Here is a 15204-nt window from a genome sequence, read left to right as displayed (position 1 = left end):
TCCTCCTTTCTTTTTATATTAATCGATTTGCTTACCAGACTTCTTGGCAATCCGAACTTTCTTGCCGTCAACAACTTTGAAGCCAACACGAGTTGGTTCGTTAGTTGATGGATCAATTAACATCACATTTGATGCTTGAATTGGCGCCTCAGTGTCAACAATCCCACCATTTGGGTTAGAATTACTTGGCTTCTGGTGTTTTTTAATTTTGTTAATTCCTTCAACGATTACACGGTTTTCTTTAGCAAGGGTCTTCTTGATAGTACCTTCCTTACCCTTGTCCTTACCGGTAATGACGCGAACTTTGTCACCTGTCTTTAAAAACATGTGGTAGTGCACCTCCTTATTTTGGGTAATCTTAAAGAACTTCTGGGGCCAGTGAAACGATCTTCATGAAGTCGTCATCACGTAACTCACGAGCGATTGGGCCAAAAATACGGGTACCCTTAGGGCTCTTGTCGTTGTTAATCAAAACAGCAGCGTTTTCATCAAACTTGATGTATGAACCATCCTTACGGTGCAGACCATGTTTAGTCCGTACAACAACAGCTTTGACAACGTCACCCTTTTTGACAACGCCACCTGGTGTTGCTTGTTTAACAGTAGCAACAATAATATCACCAATATTACCGGTCTTAACTCGGGAACCGCCAAGAATCTTGATTACTAAAATCTCACGGGCACCAGAGTTATCAGCGACCTTCAACCGACTTTCTTGTTGAATCACGGTTAATGTCCTCCTTCCATCTTTTTATAAGAATTAGAATACGAATTAAATTGGATTGCAATAGAAAGCACTAAAGAATAACTGCCTTCTTGACAACCTTAACAAGCCGGAAACGCTTCTTTGCAGAAAGCGGCCGAGTTTCCATGATTTGAACGGTGTCACCAGTGTGAGCTTCATTGTTTTCATCATGGGCATAAAATTTCTTTGAGTACTTTACACGCTTACCATAAATTGGAGCACTCTTGTAAGTATCAACTGAGACAACAATGGTCTTGTCCATCTTATCTGAAACAACGTGACCCTGGTACACCTTACGTGCATTACGTTCGTCACTCATGCGCTAATCCTCCTTTTCGTATTCTTATTTATTTAATTCTTGTTGGCGAAGAACTGTCTTAACCCGAGCAATGTCCTTGCGAACGTTCTTAAGACTTGCAGTGTTTTCCAACTGGCCGGTTGCTAATTGGAAACGTAAGTTAAACAATTGTTCCTTCAATTCCTTTTCACGGCTAAGCAATTGATCAGTGGTTAATCCATTCAGTTCTTTTACAAAATCTTTACTCTTCATGAGATTGTCCACCTACTTCCTCACGTTTGATAATCTTAGTACGAACTGGCATCTTGGTACCGGCAAGGCGTAAAGCTTCACGTGCAACTTCCTCAGAAACACCTGCAACTTCAAACAATACCTTGCCACGCTTAACAGGGGCAACCCAACCTTCGGGAGCACCTTTACCATTACCCATCCGGACACCAACACCCTTGCTAGTGTATGACAGGTGTGGGAAGATCTTAATCCATACCTTACCACCACGCTTCATGTAACGGGTAATTGCGATACGACCAGCTTCGATTTGACGGTTTGAAATCCAATGTGAATCCAATGCTTGCAAACCGTATTCACCGAAAGCGACCGTCTTACCACCCTTGGCTTCACCACGAAGGTGACCACGTTGAACCTTACGGTGTTTAACTCGCTTTGGTACTAGCATGTTTTACTTCCCTCCTTTTGAATTATTCTTCTTTTCAGGAAGAACCTCACCACGGTAGATCCAGGTCTTAATACCTAAAGCACCATAGGTAGTACGAGCTTCATCCCATGAGTAATCAATATCTGCACGAAGTGTATGCAATGGAACAGTACCATCAGAGTATGATTCAACACGTGACATGTCTGCACCATTTAAACGACCAGCAACTTGGATCTTAATACCCTTTGCACCAGCACGCATTGCGCGTTGCATAGCTCCACGCATTGCACGACGGAAGGCAATTCGATTTTCAAGTTGTTGTGCGACGTTTTCACCAACCAAGTGAGCGTCCAAATCAGGCTTCTTAATTTCAACAACATTGATGTGAACACGCTTACCAGTTAGTTTGTTTAATTCAAGGCGAAGTGCTTCAACTTCTGAACCACCTTTACCGATTACCATCCCAGGACGAGCGGTATGGATTGAAACGTTAACGCGATTTGCGGCACGTTCAATTTCGATGGTTGAGACAGAGGCATCAGCAAGTCGCTTTTCGATATATTTACGGATCCGAAGGTCTTCGTTTAGGTATTCAGCGTAGTGCTTTTTGTCAGCGTACCACTTAGCACTCCATGGACGAATGACCCCAACACGGAAACCATTAGGATTAATCTTTTGACCCACTATTCATTCCTCCTATTTTTCTGTAACAACCACTGTAATATGACTTGTCCGCTTATTAATTGGAGAAGCAGAACCTTTAGCACGTGGACGGAACCGCTTAAGGGTTGGTCCTTCGTTTGCAAAAGCTTCTGAAACAACCAATGAAGCACGATCAAGGTCAAAATTATTTTCAGCGTTTGCAACAGCAGATTTCAATACTTTTTCAACATCTGAAGCAGCACCATTAGGAGTGAACTTCAGAATAGCAAATGCTTCAGCAACGCTCTTATTACGAATAGTATCTAAAACTAAACGAACCTTCCGAGATGATACACGGACCATCTTAGCAGTTGCCTTAGCTGAAGTAACGTTTTCAGCCATTACTCAATTCCCTCCTTAATTACTTAGCTTTAGTCTTCTTGTCATCAGATACATGACCATGGAAAGTCCGTGTTGGAACAAATTCACCAAGCTTGTGACCAACCATATCTTCTTGCACGTAAACTGGCACATGCTTACGACCATCATAAACAGCAAAGGTGTATCCAATGAAGCTTGGGAAAATCGTAGAACGACGAGACCAGGTTTTGATAACTGATTTCTTTTCGTTATCGGCTTGTGCTTCGACCTTTTTTAGCAATGATGCGTCAGCAAAAGGTCCTTTTTTCAAACTACGAGCCATATTTGTACCTCCTCTCAGGTATTATCAAATTAAAATTAACGAGTATGTGGACCACGCTTGCGACCACGAATGATGAACTTGTTGGAACGAGCCTTGTGTGAACGCGTCTTCTTACCAACAGTCTTCTTACCCCATGGAGAAAGTGGAGATGGTAAACCAACTGGTTGCTTACCTTCACCACCACCATGTGGGTGATCATTAGGGTTCATAACAGAACCACGAACATGTGGACGACGACCCGCATAACGGTTACGTCCTGCCTTACCCTTAATAAGCAAAGCACGTTCTTCATTGCCAATTGAACCGATAGTAGCACGGCAAGTTGCTAATACCATCCGAACTTCACCAGAAGAAAGACGTACTAAAACATACTTTTCTTCCTTACCAAGTAATTGAGCTGAAGCACCAGCGGAACGAGTTAATTGTCCACCCTTTCCTGGTTTCAATTCAATGTTATGAATAACAGTACCAACCGGAATGTTCTTCAATGGAAGAGCATTACCAACCTTAATATCTGCTTCTGGACCAGACTCTACAGTCATACCAACTTCAAGTCCCTTAGGTGCCAAAATGTATGACTTGGTTCCGTCAGCATATACTAACAATGCAATGTTAGCAGTACGATTTGGATCATATTCAATTGCTTTAACAGTTGCTGGAACGTTATCCTTGTTCCGCTTAAAGTCAATGATACGGTATTGACGCTTTGTACCACCACCACGGTGACGAACAGTCATTTTACCTTGACTGTTACGGCCTGCGGTATGCTTTAAAGGTGCTAACAATGACTTTTCTGGAGTAGTCTTCGTAATGTTAGCGAAGTCAAATCCGTTCATGTTACGGCGACCGTTAGTGGTTCCTTTATATTTACGAATTCCCACTATTTTTTCCTCCTAACTTTTAAGTTTAGTTGTTGTCTTCTGCAAACAACTTAATTTCCTTTGAGTCAGCAGAAAGTTGAACAATAGCCTTACGACGACGCTTAGTGTAGCCAACGTAACGGCCTTGACGCTTTTGCTTCCCCTTAATGTTCATAATGTTAACTTTGACAACTTTAACATCGAAGATTTCTTCGACAGCATTCTTAACTTGTGTCTTAGTTGCTCGTAAATCAACATCAAATGTGTAACGCTTATCGTCCATTGCAGCAGTAGATGCTTCTGTAATAACAGGACGTAAGATAATATCGCGTGCTTCCATTATGCGAGCACCTCCTCTACTTGAGAAAGAGCTGACTTAGTAATGACGATCTTTTGAGCGTCAACAACGTTTAAAATGTTCACACCAGCAGGTGTAACGACATTAACCTTTGACAGGTTCCGTGCTGATAATTCCGCATTCTTATCATCGTCAGTTACAACGATCAACACTTTTTCGTTGACCTTTAAGTTGTCTAATACACTAGCAAATTCTTTCGTCTTTGGTGCATCAAAGTTAATTGAATCAACTACAACAAACTTATCATCTGCAACCTTTTGAGAAAGAGCTGATTTAATAGCAAGTTGACGAACCTTGCGAGGTAAACGGTAGTTGTATGAACGTGGAGTAGGCCCAAATACAATTCCACCACCACGGAATTGTGGTGAACGGATAGAACCTTGACGAGCACGTCCAGTACCCTTTTGACGCCATGGCTTCTTACCACCACCGCGAACTGCTGAACGGTTCTTAACTGCGTGTGTCCCTTGGCGAAGTGAAGCACGTTGACGAATAATTGCTTCATATTCTGCATTTTCGTTAACTTCAACACCAAAAATTGCATCGTTTAAATCAATATTGCCATTTTGGCTACCATCTTGGTTGAATAATGCAACGCTAGTCATAATTTACTTCCTCCTTTCTTAATTATTGTGTTGCTTGCTAAGGCTCTTCTTAGTGTTAGCCTTAACTGAGTTTTTAATAGTTACGTATGATTTGTTGGCACCTGGGACATTACCCTTAATGAGCAATACATTGTTTTCAGTATCAACCTTTACAACCTGTAAGTGTTGCATAGTACGAGTATTGCCACCCATACGACCTGGGAGCTTCTTACCCTTGAAAACGTGGTTAATAATTGCACCTAATGAACCAGGACGACGGTGGTAACGAGAACCGTGTGCCATAGGTCCACGAGATTGACCATCCTTATGGATGTTACCTTGGTAACCATGACCCTTAGTGATACCAGTTACATCAACTGTTTCACCTTCGGCGAAAATGTCCGCCTTAACTTCGTCTCTAACTTTAATGTCGTCTCCTAATTCAGCGTCGCGGATTTCACCGATGAAGCGCTTAGGAGCCGTGTTTGCTTTTGCTGCATGACCTTGTTCAGCCTTGTTACTCAAGATTTCCCGTTTGTCATCGAAACCAAGTTGTACAGCATTGTAACCATCATTTTCGACAGTCTTAATTTGCATAACAACGTTTGGTGTAACGTCGATTACAGTAACAGGAACTAGTTCACCATTGTCAGTGAATACTTGAGTCATTCCGACTTTTTTACCTAAGATTCCTTTGGTCATGAGTACACCTCCAATTTATTTTGATTTATTTTGTCGTTTAACGCTTTAATTAAAGCTTAATTTCAATGTCAACACCACTAGGCAGGTCAAGCTTCATTAATGAGTCAACCGTCTTAGGCGTAGGATCAACGATGTCAATCAAACGCTTGTGGGTCCGCATTTCAAATTGTTCCCGTGACTTCTTGAACTTGTGTGGTGAACGAAGCACCGTGTATAAAGTCCGTTCAGTTGGTAACGGAATTGGGCCTGAAATTTGAGCACCAGTACGCTTAGCAGTTTCAACGATTTTATCAGCTGATTGGTCTAAAACTTGGTGTTCATAAGCCTTTAAACGAATACGAATCTTTTGTTTTGCCATTATGTTCCCTCCTTCGTCAGATTTAAAATTTGACTAGCTCCATGGAAATTACCGCCACATCCTGTGGCAAAGCGGCCGGGTGTGTCGCAACCTTCCACTTCATCGCCTGTGATCTTAAACTTACACTCTAGAGCATACTACTCCCTTGGTAAATTCAAGCACTTAACCATAATACTAGAGAATCATTGACGCCGCAAGGGTTTTGCATAATTAATTTCAATTTTTGTGTTAAAAAACTGTTACAAAATTTTGGATACAAAAAAAGCCCGTACGATTTGTACGAACTTTTTAAATCAAATTATTAGTTGTTGCCACCATTCTTGGAGATAATATCTTCTTGAACAGACTTTGGAACAGCTGAGTAGTGATCAAAGGTCATTGTGAATGTACCCCGACCTTGAGTTGCTGAACGAAGCGTAGTGGCATAACCAAACATTTCTGATAATGGGACAAAGGCATGAACAAGTTGAGCATTCCCACGTTCTTCCATTCCATCAATAGAACCACGACGAGCAGTAACGTGACCCATAACGTCACCCAGATTATCTTCTGGAGTAACAATGTCAACCTTCATGATTGGTTCAAGGATTACTGGATCAGCCTTCTTAGCAGCATTCTTCAAAGCAAGTGATGCAGCAACCTTAAATGCCGCTTCAGAAGAGTCGACTTCGTGGTAACTACCATCATAGAGCTTAGCATGCATGTCAACTAATGGGTAACCGGCAAGAACACCGTTTTCCATGGCTTCCTTCAATCCTTGTTCAACGGCTGGAATGTATTCACGAGGAACAACCCCACCAACGATGGCATCTTCAAATTCAAAGCCCTTACCTTCTTCAAGTGGTGTAAATTCGATCCATACATCACCGTATTGACCTTTACCACCAGATTGACGAACGAACTTACCTTGAGCACTAGCTTGCTTAGTGAATGCTTCACGGTAAGAAACTTGTGGCTTACCAACCGTTACTTCAGCATGGAATTCACGACGAAGACGTTCAACAATGATGTCCAAGTGTAATTCACCCATCCCAGCAATCAAAGTTTCACCGGTTTCAGGGTTGGTTTCCGTCTTGAACGTTGGGTCTTCTTCAGCAAGCTTTTGCAGCCCCTTATCCATCTTGTCTTGGTCGGCCTTGGACTTAGGTTCCACAGACACCTGAATAACAGGTTCTGGGAAGTCCATTGATTCAAGTTGTAATGGATGATCTGGATCAGTTAATGAGTCACCAGTTGTGGTGTTCTTCAAACCAATTGCTGCTGCAATATCACCAGAGAACACTTCAGGAATTTCGTGTTGTTGGTTAGAGTGCATTTGAAGCAAACGACCAATCCGTTCACGCTTATCCTTAGTTGCGTTCAAAACATATGAACCTGATTGAAGTGAACCGGTGTAAACCCGTAAGAATGTCAAACGACCAACAAATGGGTCAGTTGCAATCTTAAATGCTAAAGCAGCAAATGGCTTGTCATCACCAGCTGTTAATTCAACTTCGTTGCCATCCGCATCATGGGCAACAAATGGCTTAACATCCAATGGTGATGGCAAGTAATCGATAACTGCATCAAGCATCATTTGGATACCCTTATCCTTGTATGCTGAACCAGCTAAAACAGGGAATAACTCTTGTGAAAGGGTTGCCTTACGGATAGCAGCCTTAATTTCATCAACAGAAATATCAGCACCATCAAGGTACTTTTCCATGATGTTGTCATCAACATCAGCTAATGTTTCAAGCATTTCATCATGACGCTTTTCAGCTTCATCCTTGAGATCATCAGGAATGTCAACAGTATCCCAGTTAGCACCTAATTTATCTTCGTCATAAACATAGGCAACCATCTTAACAAGGTCAACTACACCTGCGAAGTCATCTTCAGCACCAATTGGCAATTGAATTGGCAATGGGGTAACGTTCAAACGATCTTTAATAGTTTGAACAGAATAATCAAAGTTAGCACCCATCTTGTCCATCTTGTTTGCAAAAACAATCCGTGGAACATCAAAGTCATCCGCTTGACGCCAAACAGTTTCTGTTTGTGGTTCAACCCCTGCTTGAGCATCCAAAACCGTTACGGCACCATCAAGAACCCGCAATGCCCGTTCAACTTCGACAGTAAAGTCAACGTGTCCTGGGGTATCAATGATGTTAATCCGATTATCCTTCCAAACCGCCGTAGTAGCAGCAGAAGTGATCGTAATACCACGTTCCTTTTCTTCATCCATCCAGTCCATTTGTGAAGCACCATCATGGGTTTCACCAATCTTGTGAATCTTACCAGTGTAGTAAAGGATCCGTTCAGTAGCTGTGGTCTTACCGGCATCAATGTGAGCCATGATACCAATGTTACGGGTCTTGCCAAGTGGATATTCACGTTTGTTAGCCATCTTTTTGTGTATCTCCCTTCAAATCTTTCTTTAAAAAAAGGGTGACGTTATTAGTATATTGCGTCGCCCTCAGCGAAACTTGGTCGACGACCAGTTTCAATTTATTACCAGCGGTAATGTGCAAATGCCCGGTTTGCTTCGGCCATCCGCAGTGTATCTTCCTTCTTCTTGATGGAGGCTCCAGCATTGTTAGATGCATCAATAATTTCAGCAGCTAACCGTTGAACCATGGTGTGTTCACCACGAAGACGTGCGAATTGAGTTAACCAACGAAGAGCCAGTGTCCGTTGACGGTCTGGACGAACTTCAATTGGAACTTGGTAGTTAGAACCACCAATCCGCCGTGCCTTAACTTCAAGTGCTGGTTGAACATTTTCAATTGCTTGTTCAAATACTTCAACTGGATCATTACCAGTTTGATCTTTAATTTCGTTAAATGCTTGATATAAGATCTTGGAAGCAGTACCACGCTTACCGTCTAACATCAAGTGGTTAATCATACTAGTTACCAGCTTTGAGTTGTAAATTGGATCTGGTAATACTTCTGGTTTTGCAATATGTCCTTTACGAGGCATTTCCTATTTCCTCCCTTTGCAGATTAGTCCTTAGGCTTCTTAGCACCGTACTTAGAACGGCTTTGACGACGACCTTCAACACCGGCGGTATCAAGTGTCCCACGGATAATGTGGTAACGAACCCCTGGCAAGTCCTTAACACGACCACCACGAATTAAAACAACTGAGTGTTCTTGAAGGTTGTGACCGATCCCAGGAATGTAAGCCGTTACTTCAATCAAGTTTGAAAGACGAACACGGGCATACTTCCGCAAAGCTGAGTTAGGCTTCTTTGGTGTCATTGTACCAACACGAGTGGCGACCCCACGCTTTTGTGGTGATGGTGTCTTAACTTCTTCCTTCTTGAAACTGTTGTAAACAAAGCCCAAGGCAGGTGATTTTGACTTGTCCTTGTGGCTCTTCCGGCCCTTACGAACCAGTTGATTAATTGTAGGCATAATTAATCCCCTTTCTTTGATTTAAGTCCACACATCCAGGTGGTTCTTTTTTGGTTATAAAAAATGGATGGTTATTTAATTTGTGCTATCGCGGACGTTCGTCTGTCCAACGACAGACACAATCGCTGCTAACAAAAGCACCTTGACTAATTTAACATGTGGTGTGCCCGTTGTCAAATGATATTCGCGAGGATTTTTCATGAATTAGTGGTCCTTTTTCGTAATTTAAAAATGAGGTGACATCATGATTATCATTTTACTATTATTTGGTACCTGCTGGTCTTCATTTTTAACGACGTGGACCTGGCGTAATATTTTCGATCTGAATTCTACTTTAGGTTCCTATTCCGTTTGCGATCATTGTCGAAACAAAATTAGCTGGTACTATTTGATTCCACTTATCGGTTACCTACTTCAACTTGGTAAGTGTCACTACTGCGGAAAACGGATTAATTACTATTGGTTTATATGTGAGGTGGTTGGAGCATTTTTCTGGGCTGAGTTCCCCATTTTTTCCATACAAGATTTAATCATTTTTTTAATTGTTGATTCATGCATGATTATTACGTGTACTCAGGATTGGTTTACCCACGAATTTAATGGTTACTTGATACTTAGTATCTGGCTACTTCATTACTTAAACGTTATTAATCCTAGTCATATCACCGTCCTCCTTTACGCTCTTTTTTGGATGATGGGATATTTTTACTCTCAAATTGGTAATGGTGATATTGATTTTATTATCATGACCACCTTAAGTTGTGGACCATATATTTCTACACAGGCAGTCCTTTTCGCTTGTCTCTTTTCCATCTTTCATCCCAAACTCTATCGCCATGCTCCGATCCCACTTCTTCCCTTTCTTTGGTTAGGACTATTTTTAAGCCTCATTATAAAAAAACACGCCCTGCTTTAGGACGTGTTAAATTAATACAACTATTTTTCAGATTGAGCATCGACCACTTTAATGGTAACGGGAAAAATCTGGACGTTATTATTAACCAAGTTTTCAATATATTGAAGTAATAACAAAACCCAAGCAAACGCCAAAATAAATGCAATCAATTCAAAAGCGGTTAATGACAAATAAGTAAAGGCTTCGAAGACAATGTAGTCAACCGCAATTACCCCACCAATCATATAAGAAACTTTTAAGAACTCTTTGGTTACTTCTGGTAGAATCCAACGCACGGTAGCAATCAAAATTAATAATAAGTACACAAGCCACATTGCAATTCGATCATGAAATACGTGGAACTGTGGATTATTAGGAAAAAGACCAATGCAACCAATACAACCACCAAGCGCGTACAATAAGCCACGCAATGTGTTAACTTTCCACCCATGATATTTATGGTTTAAATTAACGAAAAGATAATCGATCAAAATTATCAATAATAATCCTGAAAAAACTAACGTGATATTAAACGAAAAGTGAGTATTATTCTGGTTAGTTCCCAAAAAGCTAAAATTATGGCGCCACCAATTTTTGGTTGAATTAGTCAACATTGAAAAACCGACACCACCAACAATCATAATGGTCATCAAATTAGTAATGATCCCCGGTGAAATCGTCATTGCTAAGTTAATCATTAAATAATTAACGACTGCTTCAGCAATAAACACCAACACTGTCGATGTATATATATCAAGCATTAGCCCCTTAAAAAGTTCGCCAAATAACCAATATACGGCCTGCATAATAAATACAATAATCATTGAACATGCAACAATTAGTGGGGGTAAACTTCGCCAAGAAAAGGACCGGGCAGGCCCGGTACCCCGAATTTTCTGCATAATGAATGTAATCGCAAATACTAATGTGCCACAGATCGCATTTAGCAAAATCGATGCCGTAGCAATTGAATAATTTCCGCTCAAAGGCACCACATGATAATGCTGATTAAGCATATAAAATAAAAAACAAGCGGCAGATAAAAATGCTAAGCTTCCATACCACCAAAAATGAATCTGCGGAATTAAATCAGCAACATTGGCCGGCCGGACCAAAATCGAATTATGCTCTAGCCGCATTGAATACTCTGTTCCATCTAATTCTAGCTGTTTCACCGCTGATTTTGGAATTTCAATCTGATATTTTTCCAATTGATCTCCTCCCACTATTAACTTTATAACATTAGCACTTTTATTAAGGAAAACACAAGCAAAAAATAAGACGTGAGCCATCTTGACTCACGTCTTATCGATATTTAAAGAAAATTACTGATTGTCATTTTCTTTCATTTGCTCTTCCATTTCACGGATAGAACCATTTGGCATTGTAGTCACTGCACTATCGGCAGTTGCTCCAACACTAACTTCCTTTGGCTTGATGTTTCGGTAAGCACTCATACCTGTACCAGCCGGAATAATCTTACCAATAATAACATTTTCCTTCAGACCGACAAGTGGATCTTCCTTGCCACGAATAGCAGCATCGGTAAGAACCCGCGTCGTTTCTTGGAAGGACGCCGCAGATAAGAAACTGTTCGTTTCAAGTGCGGCTTTCGTGATCCCAAGAATTACCGGACGGGCAGTTGCTGGAATGCCACCTGAAATTAATGTCTTGTAGTTAGCATCACGGAATTGACTAATATCCATTAATTCGCCTGGAAGAACATCAGTATCACCAGGATCCATGACCCGAACCTTACGCATCATTTGACGAATCATAATTTCAACGTGCTTATCTAACAGATCAATCCCTTGCATCCGGTAAACACCTTGAACTTGGGCCAGCAAGTATGTTTCCGTGGAAAGAACATCACGAACCCGAATTAATTCCTTCGGATCAATTGAACCTTCGTTAAGGGCAGCCCCACGATGAATAAAGTCGCCTTCAGCAACACGCAAACGAGCCGTGATTGGCAGAGTGTAAGTCCGCGTATCATTTTCACCCTTAACAGTAATGTCCTTAGTTTGTTCAGCTGGGTTTTCTTCAATTGATTCAACTTCACCGGTAACTTCAGAAATCGTTGCTTTACCTTTTGGATTCCGCGCTTCAACAATTTCTTGCACACGAGGAAGCCCCTGAGTAATATCTTCATTTCCGGCAACCCCACCAGTGTGGAAGTTCCGAAGAGTCAATTGAGTACCAGGTTCACCAATTGATTGGGCAGCAACTGTACCAATTGCTTCCCCTGCTTCAACCTTGTCACCAGTTGCGGCATTCCGACCATAACACCGTTCACAAACCCCGTGTTCAGTGTTACAAGTGAAGGCGGAACGAATCGTAACCGTCTTAACCCCGGCATCAACAATCTTTTGAGCCATTGCTTCATCAATCAGCACATTCTTACCAACAATCCGTTCACCCGTTGAAGGATCAAAGACTGACTTCATGGTGTAACGACCTAAGATTCGGTCATACAATGGTTCAATCATTTCATTACCATTGGTAATTGCAGAAACGTCCAAGCCACGGTCAGTTCCACAATCTTCTTCTCGTACAATAACGTCTTGGGCAACGTCAACTAACCGCCGGGTCAAGTAACCAGAGTTGGCAGTCTTCAGCGCCGTATCAGTCATCCCTTTACGAGCACCGTGGGAGGAAATAAACATTTCCAGCACTGACAATCCTTCACGGAAGTTAGAAAGAATTGGCAATTCCATGATCTTACCAGATGGTGAAGCCATCAGTCCACGCATCCCAGCAAGCTGAGTAAAGTTAGAAATGTTACCACGTGCCCCAGAGTCGGACATCATGTTAATTGGGTTATGGATATCCATATGCTCAATCAGTTTTTCTTGAACTTCATCCTTAGCGTCGTTCCAAACACCAATAACCCGTTCATAACGTTCATTATCAGTGATTAAACCACGACGGAATTGCTTAGTAATTAAGGCAACCTGCTTATGAGCTTTTTCAATAATTTCAGGCTTTTCCTTTAAGTCGGTAATATCGGCAACCCCAACCGTTAACCCAGAAATGGTTGATTCATAATAACCAAGATCCTTAATTCGATCTAGGAATTCAGATGTTTCCGTCACTTTGTAAATCTTGTAGATTTCCGCAATGATATCTGAAAGGAAGCCCTTCTTGAATGGTGGAACAAGTGGAGCATTTTCAAGGTAATCATGAATGTCTTCACCTTTATCCAAGAAGTACTTATCAGGAACCCCATTTTGTAAGTTATCATCAGTTGGTTCATTAATGTAAGTGTAATCTTTTGGCAAGATCTTGTTGAAAATCAGCTTACCAACACTTGTTACCATGATCTTATTACGTTGATCATCCGTAAATGGCTTTTCAGGGTAAGCAGCCACTTGCACCCCAACACGAGTTTGTAATGCAACATAACCGTTCCGATAAGCCATTTCTGCTTCATCAGCATCCTTGAAGATCATTCCTTCACCTTCACGACCCTTATCTTCAGTGGTCATGTAGTAGTTACCAATAACCATATCTTGTGAAGGCGCCACAATTGGTTCCCCATCACGAGGAGATAGAATATGATGGGCAGCTAACATTAACAAACGAGCTTCGGCTCGTGCTTCATCAGAAAGCGGAACGTGGATGGCCATTTGGTCACCATCAAAGTCCGCATTGTAGGCTGTACATACTAATGGGTGTAACCGCATGGACTTACCAGAAACCAAAATTGGTTCAAAGGCTTGGATACCCAAACGGTGCAATGTAGGTGCCCGGTTCAAAAGAACTGGGTGTTCCTTAATAACATCTTCCAGAACATCAAATACCTTATCATCACGCTTATCAATCATACGCTTGGCTGCCTTAACGTTATTAACTAAGTTACGTTTAGTTAATTCGTGCATGATAAATGGCTTAAATAGTTCTAGCGCCATTGGAATTGGCAGTCCCATTTGATTCATCTTTAATGATGGACCAACATCGATAACTGAACGTCCAGAGTAGTCAACCCGCTTACCAAGCAAGTTTTGACGGAAACGTCCTTGCTTACCCTTTAGCAAGTGTGAAAGAGATTTCAGTGGACGATTACCTGGTCCGGCAACTGGACGCCCACGACGACCATTATCAATTAATGCATCGACCGCTTCTTGGAGCATCCGCTTTTCATTTTGAACAATGATACCTGGTGCATTTAACTCTAATAAACGCTTCAAACGATTGTTACGGTTAATAACCCGCCGGTATAAATCGTTCAGATCAGAGGTAGCAAAACGTCCACCTTCTAGCTGAACCATCGGCCGTAAATCAGGTGGCATAACTGGAATAACATCCATTACCATCCATTCAGGCTTGTTGCCAGACTTAATGAATGCTTCCAAAATATCTAGACGCCGAACTGCTCGTGTCCGCTTTTGACCGGTTGCATCCTTCAATTCAGCCTTTAATTCGTCAGCTTTTTTTTGAAGATCAACATCCTTCAAGAGCTTCTGAACCGCTTCTGCACCCATTTCTGCGGTGAAACGGTCACCATATTCGGCCTTCTTATCACGATACTCTGCTTCCGTCAAAAGTTGTTTCTTTTCTAAAGGAGTGTCACCTGGGTCCAGAACAACATAAGATGCAAAGTAAATTACTTCTTCCAAAGCCCGTGGACTCATGTCCAAAACGAGACCCATCCGTGATGGAATCCCCTTGAAATACCAGATATGTGATACTGGAGCAGCTAATTCAATGTGTCCCATCCGTTCACGGCGAACTTTAGAACTAGTAACTTCAACTCCACAACGGTCACACACTAATCCCTTAAAACGAACTCGCTTGTACTTACCACAAGCACATTCATAATCTTTGGTTGGACCAAAGATTCGTTCGTCAAACAGACCTTCTTTTTCAGGCTTCAAAGTCCGGTAGTTAATCGTTTCTGGCTTCTTTACTTCACCGTATGACCAACTACGAATCTTGTTAGGTGAAGCCAACCCGATCTGCATACTTTCAAAATTATTGACGTCAATCAAAGGGCTGTCCTC

Annotated in this window: 19 protein-coding genes; 1 reads left to right on the top strand and 18 read right to left on the bottom strand. The window is 41.6% G+C overall.

Translation table 11 applies throughout. The features are described 5' to 3' along the window. Window positions 1-18: 18 nt before the first annotated feature. The 16 genes from rplX to rpsL form a co-directional block, all read right to left on the bottom strand. Entirely contained in the window at window positions 19-327 is a 309-nt protein-coding gene (gene rplX / locus AC1EKL_RS03285; RefSeq protein WP_464465158.1) for a 50S ribosomal protein L24, read from the bottom strand. A 31-nt stretch (window positions 328-358) separates the two neighbouring features. Continuing rightward, window positions 359-727 (bottom strand): 50S ribosomal protein L14, encoded by a 369-nt coding sequence (gene rplN / locus AC1EKL_RS03280; protein ID WP_006916624.1) that lies wholly within the window; start codon window positions 725-727, stop codon window positions 359-361. Between the two features lie 70 nt (window positions 728-797). Next, window positions 798-1064, bottom strand: a complete 267-nt coding sequence (gene rpsQ / locus AC1EKL_RS03275) for a 30S ribosomal protein S17 (protein WP_464465157.1) — start codon at window positions 1062-1064, stop codon at window positions 798-800. 24 nt (window positions 1065-1088) lie between these two features. Further along, entirely contained in the window at window positions 1089-1295 is a 207-nt protein-coding gene (rpmC, locus tag AC1EKL_RS03270) for a 50S ribosomal protein L29 (RefSeq protein ID WP_006916622.1), read from the bottom strand. Beyond that, entirely contained in the window at window positions 1285-1719 is a 435-nt protein-coding gene (rplP, locus tag AC1EKL_RS03265) for a 50S ribosomal protein L16 (RefSeq protein ID WP_006916621.1), read from the bottom strand. Before rplP ends, rpmC begins: the two co-directional genes overlap by 11 nt. Before the next feature lie 3 nt (window positions 1720-1722). Next, window positions 1723-2382 (bottom strand): 30S ribosomal protein S3, encoded by a 660-nt coding sequence (gene rpsC, locus AC1EKL_RS03260; RefSeq protein WP_006916620.1) that lies wholly within the window; start codon window positions 2380-2382, stop codon window positions 1723-1725. A gap of 12 nt (window positions 2383-2394) precedes the next feature. Next, on the bottom strand, window positions 2395-2742 hold the full coding sequence (gene rplV, locus AC1EKL_RS03255) for a 50S ribosomal protein L22 (RefSeq protein WP_006916619.1): 348 nt from the start codon (window positions 2740-2742) through the stop codon (window positions 2395-2397). Window positions 2743-2761: 19 nt separating this feature from the next. After that, window positions 2762-3043, bottom strand: a complete 282-nt coding sequence (gene rpsS / locus AC1EKL_RS03250) for a 30S ribosomal protein S19 (protein WP_480188310.1) — start codon at window positions 3041-3043, stop codon at window positions 2762-2764. A 35-nt stretch (window positions 3044-3078) separates the two neighbouring features. Next, complete coding sequence (gene rplB, locus AC1EKL_RS03245; RefSeq protein ID WP_480188311.1) at window positions 3079-3924, bottom strand: 50S ribosomal protein L2; 846 nt, start codon at window positions 3922-3924, stop codon at window positions 3079-3081. A gap of 25 nt (window positions 3925-3949) precedes the next feature. Beyond that, complete coding sequence (gene rplW / locus AC1EKL_RS03240; protein ID WP_006916615.1) at window positions 3950-4243, bottom strand: 50S ribosomal protein L23; 294 nt, start codon at window positions 4241-4243, stop codon at window positions 3950-3952. Then, window positions 4243-4866 carry a 50S ribosomal protein L4 gene (gene rplD, locus AC1EKL_RS03235; RefSeq protein ID WP_480188312.1) on the bottom strand — a complete coding sequence of 208 codons (624 nt, stop codon included), beginning with the start codon at window positions 4864-4866 and terminating at the stop codon, window positions 4243-4245. Before rplD ends, rplW begins: the two co-directional genes overlap by 1 nt. A gap of 18 nt (window positions 4867-4884) precedes the next feature. Continuing rightward, window positions 4885-5547, bottom strand: a complete 663-nt coding sequence (rplC, locus tag AC1EKL_RS03230) for a 50S ribosomal protein L3 (protein WP_480188313.1) — start codon at window positions 5545-5547, stop codon at window positions 4885-4887. A 49-nt stretch (window positions 5548-5596) separates the two neighbouring features. Then, window positions 5597-5905 (bottom strand): 30S ribosomal protein S10, encoded by a 309-nt coding sequence (rpsJ, locus tag AC1EKL_RS03225; RefSeq protein ID WP_006916612.1) that lies wholly within the window; start codon window positions 5903-5905, stop codon window positions 5597-5599. A 301-nt stretch (window positions 5906-6206) separates the two neighbouring features. Beyond that, on the bottom strand, window positions 6207-8294 hold the full coding sequence (gene fusA / locus AC1EKL_RS03220) for an elongation factor G (protein ID WP_480188314.1): 2088 nt from the start codon (window positions 8292-8294) through the stop codon (window positions 6207-6209). 104 nt (window positions 8295-8398) lie between these two features. Continuing rightward, window positions 8399-8869, bottom strand: a complete 471-nt coding sequence (gene rpsG / locus AC1EKL_RS03215) for a 30S ribosomal protein S7 (protein ID WP_480188315.1) — start codon at window positions 8867-8869, stop codon at window positions 8399-8401. Window positions 8870-8892: 23 nt separating this feature from the next. Continuing rightward, window positions 8893-9306 carry a 30S ribosomal protein S12 gene (gene rpsL / locus AC1EKL_RS03210; RefSeq protein ID WP_006916608.1) on the bottom strand — a complete coding sequence of 138 codons (414 nt, stop codon included), beginning with the start codon at window positions 9304-9306 and terminating at the stop codon, window positions 8893-8895. Window positions 9307-9550: 244 nt separating this feature from the next. On the opposite strand from rpsL, the gene AC1EKL_RS03205 reads away from it, so the two are divergent. Then, the gene (locus AC1EKL_RS03205; protein WP_480188316.1) at window positions 9551-10222 is read left to right on the top strand and encodes a prepilin peptidase; all 672 of its coding nucleotides are present in this window, start codon (window positions 9551-9553) and stop codon (window positions 10220-10222) included. A gap of 20 nt (window positions 10223-10242) precedes the next feature. Here the strand turns inward: AC1EKL_RS03205 and AC1EKL_RS03200 are convergent, their stop codons facing one another. Both AC1EKL_RS03200 and rpoC read right to left on the bottom strand, forming a co-directional pair. Next, entirely contained in the window at window positions 10243-11412 is a 1170-nt protein-coding gene (locus tag AC1EKL_RS03200; protein ID WP_480188317.1) for an ABC transporter permease, read from the bottom strand. Window positions 11413-11526: 114 nt separating this feature from the next. Further along, a complete protein-coding gene (gene rpoC, locus AC1EKL_RS03195) occupies window positions 11527-15192 on the bottom strand; it encodes a DNA-directed RNA polymerase subunit beta' (protein ID WP_480188318.1) in 3666 nt (1221 codons plus the stop codon). Window positions 15193-15204: the final 12 nt, after the last annotated feature.

This window comes from Limosilactobacillus sp. C0001E2 (genome assembly GCF_056590915.1).
This window is presented reverse-complemented; position numbering and strand designations above follow the sequence as displayed.

Excerpts from the sequence above, each read along its gene's own strand:
- rplX (WP_464465158.1), bottom strand. The coding sequence starts at position 327 with ATGTTTTTAAAGACAGGTGACAAAGTTCGCGTCATTACCGGTAAGGAC.
- rpsQ (WP_464465157.1), bottom strand. The coding sequence starts at position 1,064 with ATGAGTGACGAACGTAATGCACGTAAGGTGTACCAGGGTCACGTTGTT.
- rpmC (WP_006916622.1), bottom strand. The coding sequence starts at position 1,295 with ATGAAGAGTAAAGATTTTGTAAAAGAACTGAATGGATTAACCACTGAT.
- rplP (WP_006916621.1), bottom strand. The coding sequence starts at position 1,719 with ATGCTAGTACCAAAGCGAGTTAAACACCGTAAGGTTCAACGTGGTCAC.
- rplV (WP_006916619.1), bottom strand. The coding sequence starts at position 2,742 with ATGGCTGAAAACGTTACTTCAGCTAAGGCAACTGCTAAGATGGTCCGT.
- rpsS (WP_480188310.1), bottom strand. The coding sequence starts at position 3,043 with ATGGCTCGTAGTTTGAAAAAAGGACCTTTTGCTGACGCATCATTGCTA.
- rplW (WP_006916615.1), bottom strand. The coding sequence starts at position 4,243 with ATGGAAGCACGCGATATTATCTTACGTCCTGTTATTACAGAAGCATCT.
- rplD (WP_480188312.1), bottom strand. The coding sequence starts at position 4,866 with ATGACTAGCGTTGCATTATTCAACCAAGATGGTAGCCAAAATGGCAAT.
- rplC (WP_480188313.1), bottom strand. The coding sequence starts at position 5,547 with ATGACCAAAGGAATCTTAGGTAAAAAAGTCGGAATGACTCAAGTATTC.
- rpsJ (WP_006916612.1), bottom strand. The coding sequence starts at position 5,905 with ATGGCAAAACAAAAGATTCGTATTCGTTTAAAGGCTTATGAACACCAA.
- fusA (WP_480188314.1), bottom strand. The coding sequence starts at position 8,294 with ATGGCTAACAAACGTGAATATCCACTTGGCAAGACCCGTAACATTGGT.
- rpsG (WP_480188315.1), bottom strand. The coding sequence starts at position 8,869 with ATGCCTCGTAAAGGACATATTGCAAAACCAGAAGTATTACCAGATCCA.
- rpsL (WP_006916608.1), bottom strand. The coding sequence starts at position 9,306 with ATGCCTACAATTAATCAACTGGTTCGTAAGGGCCGGAAGAGCCACAAG.
- AC1EKL_RS03205 (WP_480188316.1), top strand. The coding sequence starts at position 9,551 with ATGATTATCATTTTACTATTATTTGGTACCTGCTGGTCTTCATTTTTA.